The 9,364-nt window shown below is 62.2% G+C and carries 10 protein-coding genes; 5 read left to right on the forward strand and 5 right to left on the reverse strand.

The features are described 5' to 3' along the window. From FHS81_RS18815 to FHS81_RS18250, 5 genes are all read left to right on the forward strand, one after another. A partial coding sequence (locus tag FHS81_RS18815) for a hypothetical protein (RefSeq protein ID WP_210281832.1) occupies nucleotides 1-279 on the forward strand: 279 nt, incomplete at its 5' end. A 77-nt stretch (nucleotides 280-356) separates the two neighbouring features. Next, complete coding sequence (locus tag FHS81_RS18235) at nucleotides 357-1,532, forward strand: MFS transporter (protein WP_210281834.1); 1,176 nt, start codon at nucleotides 357-359, stop codon at nucleotides 1,530-1,532. A gap of 148 nt (nucleotides 1,533-1,680) precedes the next feature. Further along, entirely contained in the window at nucleotides 1,681-2,301 is a 621-nt protein-coding gene (locus FHS81_RS18240; protein ID WP_080163063.1) for a DUF1349 domain-containing protein, read from the forward strand. Between the two features lie 113 nt (nucleotides 2,302-2,414). Further along, complete coding sequence (locus FHS81_RS18245) at nucleotides 2,415-3,533, forward strand: NADH:flavin oxidoreductase/NADH oxidase (protein ID WP_080163061.1); 1,119 nt, start codon at nucleotides 2,415-2,417, stop codon at nucleotides 3,531-3,533. 67 nt (nucleotides 3,534-3,600) lie between these two features. Continuing rightward, nucleotides 3,601-4,629, forward strand: a complete 1,029-nt coding sequence (locus tag FHS81_RS18250; RefSeq protein ID WP_080163059.1) for an aldo/keto reductase — start codon at nucleotides 3,601-3,603, stop codon at nucleotides 4,627-4,629. A 52-nt stretch (nucleotides 4,630-4,681) separates the two neighbouring features. On the opposite strand, the gene FHS81_RS18255 is transcribed toward FHS81_RS18250, so the two are convergent. The 5 genes from FHS81_RS18255 to parA form a co-directional block, all read right to left on the reverse strand. Next, entirely contained in the window at nucleotides 4,682-6,676 is a 1,995-nt protein-coding gene (locus tag FHS81_RS18255; protein WP_183755014.1) for a relaxase/mobilization nuclease domain-containing protein, read from the reverse strand. A gap of 433 nt (nucleotides 6,677-7,109) precedes the next feature. Beyond that, nucleotides 7,110-7,709, reverse strand: coding sequence for a S26 family signal peptidase (locus FHS81_RS18260; RefSeq protein ID WP_124084151.1), 600 nt, complete (start codon nucleotides 7,707-7,709; stop codon nucleotides 7,110-7,112). Further along, nucleotides 7,706-8,251, reverse strand: coding sequence for a DUF2840 domain-containing protein (locus FHS81_RS18265; protein WP_124084152.1), 546 nt, complete (start codon nucleotides 8,249-8,251; stop codon nucleotides 7,706-7,708). Before FHS81_RS18265 ends, FHS81_RS18260 begins: the two co-directional genes overlap by 4 nt. Next, nucleotides 8,248-8,535 carry a chromosome partitioning protein ParB gene (locus FHS81_RS18270; RefSeq protein WP_124084153.1) on the reverse strand — a complete coding sequence of 96 codons (288 nt, stop codon included), beginning with the start codon at nucleotides 8,533-8,535 and terminating at the stop codon, nucleotides 8,248-8,250. Before FHS81_RS18270 ends, FHS81_RS18265 begins: the two co-directional genes overlap by 4 nt. Next, nucleotides 8,532-9,170, reverse strand: a complete 639-nt coding sequence (gene parA / locus FHS81_RS18275; protein ID WP_124084154.1) for a ParA family partition ATPase — start codon at nucleotides 9,168-9,170, stop codon at nucleotides 8,532-8,534. Before parA ends, FHS81_RS18270 begins: the two co-directional genes overlap by 4 nt. Nucleotides 9,171-9,364 lie beyond the last annotated feature (194 nt).

The following is a 9,364-nucleotide window of genomic DNA, read 5'->3' on the forward strand; positions in this document are numbered from 1 at the left end:
CAACCCATTGACCAAAGCCTGATCAGAAAACCATACTCAGAGGTGGCTCACTTCTCGGTGGAAAAACCGGCTCAGTTCCGCGTGGAAACCAACAGCCATCCTCTCATTGGCCGCATTCGTTATCGTGACCACGGAATTTATCATCATCGGACTGATGCCTACTTTGGCAAGAGATTTGAATATCTCTATTCCAGTAGCTGGCCAGGTGGTGGTCAGTGGGCTACCAGAGGTAGTGGCTGCCGTAAAGGCAAGCCGGACAGCGCCTTATCTCTCCAATGAACTGGTAGGCAAACCAACGACTCCCTCCGCCAGATCAACCAGTAAGGCCTAGAGCCTCCAGCAACCAGAGAATGAATATGAATACTGAAAACGCAAGATTGCTCAAAACGCGCCGGGCATTGTTCGGGTGTTTCCTCGTGCTTGGTTTCGTCATGGCCTCCTGGGTCGTGCGCACGCCCTCTATCCGCGACGCTCTGAGTGCATCCACAGCAGAGATGGCCCTGATCCTTTTCGGGTTCTCGTTGGGCTCGATGGGCGGGATTCTGCTGGCCGGCAACATCGTGGCCCGTATCGGTGCGGACCGTGCTGTCTGCGCGGGCATGCCGCTCGCTTTGGCGGGGTTGATCGTTCTGTCGAGCGGTACACACCTTGCTCAAGCCTGGACGACAGGCTTGGGCTTGGGCCTGGTCGGTTTTGGCATGGCCCAAGCCGAAGTGGCCGTCAACGTGTTGGGGGCGCATGTGGAACGTGGTCTGGGCCGGCCCGTGCTGACGCTGGTGCACGGCTGCTTCAGCCTGGGTACGATGCTCGGTGCCGTGTGCGGCCTGCTACTGGTTGCACAAGGCTTGTCCGTCACCTCGCACATGCTCGTCGTTTGTGCGCTGCTGAGTCCGATGCTGGTCTATGTCACCTACGGTGTGGTCGGATCTCACGGCGCGCGCGCGACTAATTCCGGGAACAAGCGAGGCTTCCTCGCCACCATCAAGGACGATCCGAAGCTCATCCTCATTGGTTCGATCGTGCTTGCTGTAGCGCTGGCCGAAGGGTCCGCCAACGACTGGCTACCGCTTCTGATTGTGGATGCGCACGAAACCTCTGAAGCCGTTGGTTCGCTTATGTTCGTCGCTTTCGCTGCGACGATGACTTTGGGGCGGTTCTTGGGAACAGGTGTTCTGCATCGCTTCGGCCCTGTCAACGTAATTCGCGCCAGTGCGCTAATCGGTGCCATTGGAATACTGATTGTCGTTCTCGCACCCTCCTTGTATGTAGCAGGTGTTGGCGTGTTTCTGTGGGGGATCGGTGCATCACTGGGATTTCCCGTAGCGATGTCGGCTGGAGCCTCCGTTGGCCACGATCCAGCTGCGCGCATCGCGGTTCTTGCAACGATCGGCTACATGGCGTTTCTGGTCGGCCCTCCGTTGCTCGGCTTTATTGGCGAGCACATCGGTCTTCGGCTCACGATGCTTGTCGTCCTGGCGCTGTTGGCTCTGCCCCTGCTGTTGGCCACCACCTTGCAAAGACGTAACGCATGAACTTGAACAGCCACCTTCAAAAACATGTCCCCCATGCCAAGCACATTGACGAAATGGTTTCGCAATGGAGGGTTCTTTTCACCGAACGGTGATCGAACTGTTCTTTTAGTGGCGCACTCTTTCCGCAGACTAACAACTGGAGAGCTTGATGAAACTGCACAACATATCTAACGACTTTATTGCCTCGCAAGGTTCTGACTGGAAGGTTGATGATGTCAGCGGCCGCGTAAGCGTGCTCGCACCTGGACATAGCGACATTTTTATCGACCCCGGCCGCGCTGGTTCTGTGGTCACGACTGCCAGCCGACACAACGCTGCGACGTTGATGACTCGCGTTCCATCAGGTAATTTTCAGTTCCGCGCGACGGTAAACGTAGAGTTCGGTGCCACGTTTGATGCAGGCGTCCTGTTCCTGCGAGTGGATGAGCGCACCTGGGCAAAGCTGTGCTTCGAATATTCGCCGGACGGCGAACCCATGGTGGTTTCCGTCATCAACAAAGGTGCTACCTCTGACGATGCCAATGCCTTCGTGGTGGATGGAAAGCAGGTCAATCTGCGCATCTCTCGCAAGGATAACGTGTATGCACTGCATGCCTCGCTTGATGGCGCGAAGTGGATCTTCGTGCGGGCATTCGCTTTCGATAACACTGAGCAAGAGCCAGAGGTTGGCTTTGAAGCGCAGTCTCCCAATGCAGACGGCTGCCGGGTTGTGTTCAGTGATTACGCATTGACCAACGTGAGCATTGCCGACTTCCGCGATGGCAAGTGATGGCGTCTGAATGACCCAACATGCATCCAGCTATTCATGCATTCAACTGGATGCATGTTATGGAACACCACTGCATTCATATTCTCTTTTGATCAAAGCATTTAGGTAGTTTGATGGTTTCTGCAAAAACCCGACTTTTTTCGCCCCTGACAATTAAGGGTGTCACGATCCCAAATAGGGCCTGGGTGGCACCCATGTGCCAGTACATGGCTGATGATGGCATGCCCAACGACTGGCATCACGTTCATCTTTCCGCGTTTGCAAATGGTGGATTTGGTCTGATCCTTACTGAAGCCACGGCTGTTTGCCCCGAAGGGCGCACAACGCCGCACGACACGGGTCTGTGGAATGATGAGCAGCGCGATGCGTGGGCTCGAATCACTCAAGCAGTACACGCCCGTGGTTCACGCATCGGCGTGCAATTGGGTCATGCCGGGAGAAAAGCTGGTGCTTTGAACCCGTTTAGTGGAGCACGCGGGTCAGTGCCTCTAGATGAAGGTGGATGGAGCACTGTCGCACCTTCACCGATCGCCTTTGGAGACTATGCTGTTCCGTCTGAACTGACATCCGACGAAATCAGCCAAATTCCAACCGCTTTTGCTTTGGCGGCACAACGCGCGGTTGCTGCTGGTTTCGATGTGGTCGAAGTCCATGCTGCTCATGGATATCTCCTGCATCAGTTTCTCTCGCCGCTGAGTAATGCACGAACCGATGACTATGGCGGACGTCTCGTGAATCGCGCATGCGTACTCCTCCAGGTTGTGAGGGCAATCCGTCGCGCAATTCCTGATGTGCCCTTGTTCGTTCGCTTATCTGCGACCGATTGGGAGGAGAACGGTCTTACCGTCTCGGAAGTAGCTGAAGTCGCCAGTTGGCTGCGTGAAGAAAGGGTGGACTTTATTGACGTATCCACGGGTGGAAACACACCTAACCCAGAAATCAGCGTTGGGCCAGGCTATCAGGTAGCAGCTGCGCGGGCTGTGCGCGACGTTTGTGAGTTGCCTGTCAGTGCGGTTGGGTTGATTACCACCGCAGAGCATGCGGAAAGCATTCTTGTTCAAGAGAATGCTGACGCGATCATGCTCGGTCGCGCAGCACTGATCGACCCTCACTGGCCGCTGCATGCTGCTCAGCGACTGCAGGATGAACGCACCAAACCTCTCCCGCCGCACAGAACCACGCTTCAGGCGAGTTCCGAAGCACTCAACAGAGAGCTTTTCAAAATTGCCTAACCACTGCCAAACAAGGGGCGGTCGCCCGTTTTTCTCCAAGCCTTCTACTTGAAAGGAATACATTCTTATGGAATACCGTCAACTTGGTCGATCAGGACTCAAAGTTCCCGCACTCAGTTTTGGCACCGGCACTTTCGGTGGCGTAGGTGAGATGTTTGCTCGCTGGGGTGATACCGATGTGGCGCAGGCGAAACGACTGATCGACGTATGTCTAGAGCATGGCCTGAGCTTTTTCGACACTGCCGATGTGTACTCGCGTGGCGCGTCCGAGGAGATACTTGGACAAGCAATCAAGGGCCGACGTGATCAAGTCCTGATCTCGACCAAGGCCACTTTCACGATGGGAACAGGGCCAAACGACAAAGGGTCATCTCGACACCATTTGCTCGCTGCCGCAGAAGCCAGTTTGCGCAGACTCGGGACGGATTACATCGACGTGTACTTCATGCACGGCTTCGATGCGCTGACCCCTGTCGATGAAACGTTGCGCACGCTTGACGACCTGGTGACAAGTGGCAAGGTGCGCTACATCGGTTGCAGCAACTTCTCCGGTTGGCATGTCATGAAGTCATTGGCTGCTAGCGATCGCCACGGTTGGTCTCGATACGTCGCCTACCAGGGCTATTACTCCTTGATCGGTCGCGATTACGAGTGGGAGTTGATGCCTCTCTCGCTCGATCAGGGGCTTGGCACCATGGTATGGAGCCCTCTGGGTTGGGGGCGATTGACCGGCAAGATCCGTCGCGGACAGGACGGTGACGGTCGTATCGCCAAGGGTGGTGCAGTCGGCGGCCCAATCGTGGAACAAGAGCAACTGTATAGGGTCGTCGATGCGCTAGACGACATTTCCTCTGAAACGGGAAAAACGGTTCCGCAGGTGGCCTTGAACTGGCTACTTCAGCGCCCGGGAGTCTCCAGTGTCGTTGTCGGTGCACGTAATGAGGAGCAGCTCCTGCAGAACCTTGGGGCGATCGGTTGGAAGCTGAGTACCGAACAGCTGGCGAAGCTCGACGCTGCAAGCCAGCGCACGCCAATCTATCCGTATTGGCACCAGCGTGATTTTAACGAGCGCAATCCTAAGCCCACGGTCTGGTAATCCGAAAAAAACATATGCAGCAGAGACGCGGCCCGCCCTCACATGGCAGGTACTACCCAACCGATGGGCCGCGTTGACGTCCCACTTCCCATGTGAAAGCGCCTCCGCGCACCGTCGCGGCGATCTGCTGCCCTAGCCGCTGCTCAATCATCGGCCGCCATGGCACCAAGCTGAAGCCCATGCCGTCATCGAGCATGGCGTAGCGCCCGCTGGCGAGCATGACGGAGCGCCGGTAGATGCCGGCGACGCGCTGCGCGTCGGCCACCGGGCGGTGCTCCAGGCCGGTTTCAGCGGCAATGTCCTTGGCGGCCTGCGCCAGTTCCCGGTTGCGCAACGTGCCCAGCAGGTTGCGGGCGAGGATCACGCGCTGGCCGCGCCGCTGTGCCAGCCCCTGTTCTTCGAGGAAGTCGGCGCGCTGCTGCATGGCCTGCTTGGCGTCGCCGCCAAAGCCCAGGTCGCCCAATCCCCGGCCGCCGCCGATCAGTTGCTGGTCAAGCCAGGTCGCGCCGATGACGCGGGCCTGCCTCTCGATGGGCAGATGCGATTTCAGTTCCACGGCCACGCCACCCAGGCGCTGCGCGTCGTACTGGCGGCCACGATCGGCCAGGTCGTCCGGCACCTTCCATAGGCCCTCTGCCACACGCTCCGCGATGCCGGCCCGGCGCAGGGCTTCCAGCCGCCGGACGTGGGCGGCGACAACCTCCTGCGGGTCGCGTCCGGGCGTGGCTCGGTCCTGTTCGATCGCCAGGTGATGATCGGCGCGGTACAGGCCATCGCTCGCCAGCGCGGCGATGTTCTTATCGGCGGCGCGCACGTCGGCCGCCCCCTTCACCTCCACCACCGCGCCCGTGGGGTAGTTCGCCAGTTCGTCGCGGGCGTTCAGTGCGACGTAGTGGGCCTTCCCGTCAACGCCGTCGATGACCAGATAGCCGCGGTCGTGCAGCTCGTCGGCCAGCCCCTTCGCAGCCACGCGGCCGATGACGGTACGGGCATCGCCGGCCGGCTCGAACACCGCCAGCTCGCGGGGCTGGCCGCTCATGGCCCGCTGCATCGTGCGGATGATGTCGCCACGCTCGCCCAAGGCGCGCAAGGTCTGCTCGGCGTCGGCATGAATGGCCCAGGTGCCGGGCTGCGTCTCGTCGGCCAGGCCCAGGCGCTGCAAGCGTTGCAGGCGGCCGATCAGCAGCAGGCGCTTGCGTTGCAGCGCCGGCTCGTTGAACCGTTCGATCTGCACCCGGCCATCGTCTCCGGCCTCGCGTTGCAGCGTGCGGTCGAGGCTCGTCCACCGCTCTTGTTCCACCTCGCGCTGCAAGGTCTGCTGGATCTCCAGTTCGGTGCGCGGCCCCAGCCATTCGGTCGCCAGTTCGGCGGCGCGATGGCGAAAGCCGTGGGCGATGTAGTCGCCAGCGATGATGAGGTCTTTGCCGGTGTCGTCGCGCCCGCGCACGATCAGGTGGGTGTGTGGGTTGTCGGTGTTCCAGTGATCGACCGCGACCCAATCGAGCCGGGTTCCCAGGTCTGCTTCCATACGGTTCACCAGATGCCGAGTGTAGGTGCGCAGGTCATCCAGCTCTGCGCCATCCTCCGGGGAGACGATGAAGCGGAAATGGTGCCGGTCGTCGGCGGCCCGATCCTTGAAGGCGTCGAGGTCGGCTTCGTCGGTCTGCGGCCCGTAGGCCCGCCCAGGTTCGCCGTCGCGGCCGGCACCGTCGCGCTCGATGTAGCGCAGATGCTTGGCGAGCGATTGCGGGCTGGCATTGCGTTGATTGACCAGCATCGTCTTGATAGTCACGCGCCGCGACATGGGCGTCAGCTTCGCGCCGGCGAAGCGTGCCGCCGTGTGGCCGCGCCCCAGGCGTGCACCGGGCCGCTGGCCGGCGCGCTGGCCGCTGCCGCTAGTGCCAGGACAGCGCACCGCCGACTTGCCGCTGCTGGCTTTGCCGGCCTGCTTGAGCACCTTGGAAACGAAGCTCTGGCCTTGGCCCTTGCCTCGGTTCTTCGGGGCGCTGGGGCGCACCCGGAAATCATCGTCGCGGCGGTCGGTCATGACTGCGCTCCCTGCAAGTTCGGGCGTGTCCGGTCGTGCGAAGCACGCGGACATGCCTGCATTGGCGCGACCCTCGCGCCGAACGCGGCACAGCGGCGAAGCCGCTCCGTGCCGCGCCACCCCCATGTGCAGACTGGCTTTGCGGTCGGCAAGGTGCCGAACCCTTTTGTCTTGCCTTCCGCCTTTGCCCTTCGCTGTTGCTTCGGGCATCGTCGGCCCGGCGGCGCTGCTGCACTCGCAGCCAGACCGCTAGAAAACGCGCCAATGGCCGCAGGCCGAGCGCGTTCGAGGCAAGACGGCTGCACCGAAGACGGCGCGAAGTGCGGTGCGAATGCACCCGCACTGCACGCGCGACGACACGGCGACGGCCAGCAGAACGACACGCCCGATGGCACGACAAGATGCACGGCAACTTGCAGCGAGTCGGCGGCCATCATGGGCGGGACTCCAGCCAGACCGGATGCGCGACGCCGATCACGGCGGATGTGCTGAAGGGCCCGAAATACCGGCTGTCGAACGACGCCGGGTTGGTCACACCGAGCAGGAACAGTTCACCGGGTTCGAGGCGACGGCATTGCTGCCAGGATGGCAGCGGGCGGCCCCAGCGGTCGGCGGGCCGCACGGCGGCCGAGGGCACGCCGTCGATGCGGACGATGCGGCCGGCGATGCACACCTCCTGCGGCGCGACGGCGCCCACGCGCTTGAGCAGCGGCACGCGCGCCGGCAGATAGCCGCGCTGCGCAGCCAGCGCGGCGGTGTCTGGCGGCAGCGTGGTCAGGACGATGCTGCCCACGGACAAGGGACGTGGTAGCGAGCCGGTGCCGTGGCCCAACGGATCGACGCGATACCAGCCGACCGCCACGCTGTCAGACGGGTTGTAGATCAGACGCGGCAACGGCTGCGCGAAAGCCGCCCAAGCCAGCGCAGCGAGGCCGACTGCGGCGAAGCCCGCCAGCACGAGGCGAGCGCGCAGGCGCGAGCGAGGATGCGGCGCGGTTTTGGGTATGCATGCGCCTGTGGGATAGGCCGTCATGGCAGCGCCCTCCCGGCCAGCCAGGCGGCGTGCCGCTCCGCGGTGTATTCGGGCAGCGACAAATGCGCGGCGAGCCGGTTGGCGAGCGTGCGCCAGTACGCGGGCGACACGTCAATGGCTGCGATGCCCAGCGCCTCGATGCCGTCAATGCGTTCCAGCACGGCGCGCACAGTGGCGTCACCTTCGGCATGCAGCAGCAGGCACGCGCCTGGCTGCACGCCAGGGATGCGCTGCACGGCATTAAGCGGTGTAGCAGCCTGCATCACCATGAGCTGCCAGCGGATCGTGCCGTAGTCGTTGGCCTGCCAGCGAATGCGGCAGAACACCGCGTTTGGCAGGAACACGGCGCAGCGCCGCCAGCGGTCGAGCTGGAGCGTGCGCGCCGGTTCGCCGAAGCGCAGGTAGAGCTTGAAGCGCGGCTCGATGTAGGCGAGCGATACGCGCGTCAACGGCGCTCTGCTAGGCGGGCTGGGCGGTGCAACGTGCGCATCCGTGATCGCGATGGCGGGCGGTGCGGTAGCAGACAATGCGGATGTGGTCATGGTGTGTTCTCCCTGCGCTGTTCTGGAAACTCGCGCTCCAGCAAACCGCGCAGCAGGTCGGCCACGGTCACGCCTTGCGTGAAGGCGGACACCTTGATGCGTGCCCGCATGGCGGGCGTGATGTCGAGGGTCAGGCGAGCGGTGTAGAGGTCGCTTTTGTTGAGCGCATCCGCGTCGCCTTGGCGAATCCACGCCTCGGCGTGCGGATTGGCGGGCGGACGCGCGCCAATGCCGACCCGTTTGGCCGCGCCTTTGCCGTTGGGTGGGTTGCTGTTGTCGCTCATGACGGCCACCGCAGCAGCTCATCGACCAGCGCGGTGATTTCCTGCGCCGCCGCACTATCTGGGGCCGTCTCCCGCGCCAATCGGCCCGCCGCCACGCTGTCGGCGAAGACGATGCGCTGGCGCACCTCACTGCGTAGCGCTGGCAACGGCTGTTCGGTCAAGGCTTGCCGCGCTTCGCGCCCGATCACCGTGGTGCTGACGCGCCGGTTGATGACGAAGGCCGCTGCGAGCTGCGGCCGGAACACCTGGGCCTCACGGATCAGCGCCACCATCTCGGCACTGGCCCACAGATCGTAGGGGCTGGGTTGTACCGGGATCAGCACTCGTTCGGCCGCCAGCAGCGCAGAACGCGCCAAGGCGGCGATCCTGGGTGGCCCGTCGATGATGACGTGATCGGCCCGCCTGGTGAGCTCTGGGGCTTCCTGGTGCAATGTTTCGCGTGCCAGGCCCACAGCGCTGAACAGCCGGGGCAAGCCCTGCTGGCTTCTGCGCTGTGTCCAGTCCAGTGAGGAACCCTGCGGGTCGGCATCCAGCAGGACGACGTGCTGGCCGCGCAAGGCCAGTTCCCCCGCGATGTGCGTGGCGAGCGTGGTCTTGCCGACGCCGCCTTTCTGGTTGAGCAAGGCAACGATCATGGCGCGGCCCTCCAGCTTGGAAGACCGGACTGTTTTTGCCGTGCCGAACGGGGTGGTTTTTGGAGTTTTTGCTGTCCGTTTTTTCGGCCTGCGGCAGTTGTTGTCGTTTTTCCAGGTTTCGTGAATCGGCGTGAGAGCGGACATGAGTCCGAACAATGGCTTGCGCGCATAGATGTGGTTCCATGTTTGTGAAC

It is taken from the genome of Pseudochelatococcus contaminans (assembly GCF_014195635.1).
Taxonomy (GTDB): domain Bacteria; phylum Pseudomonadota; class Alphaproteobacteria; order Rhizobiales; family Beijerinckiaceae; genus Pseudochelatococcus; species Pseudochelatococcus contaminans.